This is a genomic window from Novosphingobium clariflavum (assembly GCF_026420865.1).
Lineage (GTDB): Bacteria > Pseudomonadota > Alphaproteobacteria > Sphingomonadales > Sphingomonadaceae > Novosphingobium > Novosphingobium clariflavum.
Genome location: NZ_JAPCWC010000125.1, coordinates 1 through 265, shown reverse-complemented (window position 1 = coordinate 265; position 265 = coordinate 1). Strand labels below are relative to the sequence as shown.

1 protein-coding gene is annotated in these 265 nt (G+C 63.8%); it reads right to left on the bottom strand.

Features of this window, described 5'->3' with window-relative positions:
* Window positions 1-265, bottom strand: a 265-nt coding sequence (locus OKA11_RS24580; RefSeq protein WP_267225270.1) for a recombinase family protein, incomplete at both ends; no start/stop codon positions are given.

Below are 265 nucleotides of genomic sequence, written 5' to 3'. Positions count from 1 at the left end.
CCCGGTGAGCACCCGCAGACCGATACCGCGATCCGACAGATTCTGCACCGTGCTGACCAGGTGGGTGAGCGTTCGGCCGAGCCGGTCGAGCTTCCAAACGATGAGGACATCGCCGTCGCGCAACGATTTCAGGCAGGCGGCAAGACCGGGGCGATCATCACGGCTACCGGATGCACGATCATCATAGATATTGCCTGGCTCGACACCGGCAGCGCGAAGGGCATCGTGCTGCAGGTCGAGCGACTGCGAGCCGTCGGCTTTGGAC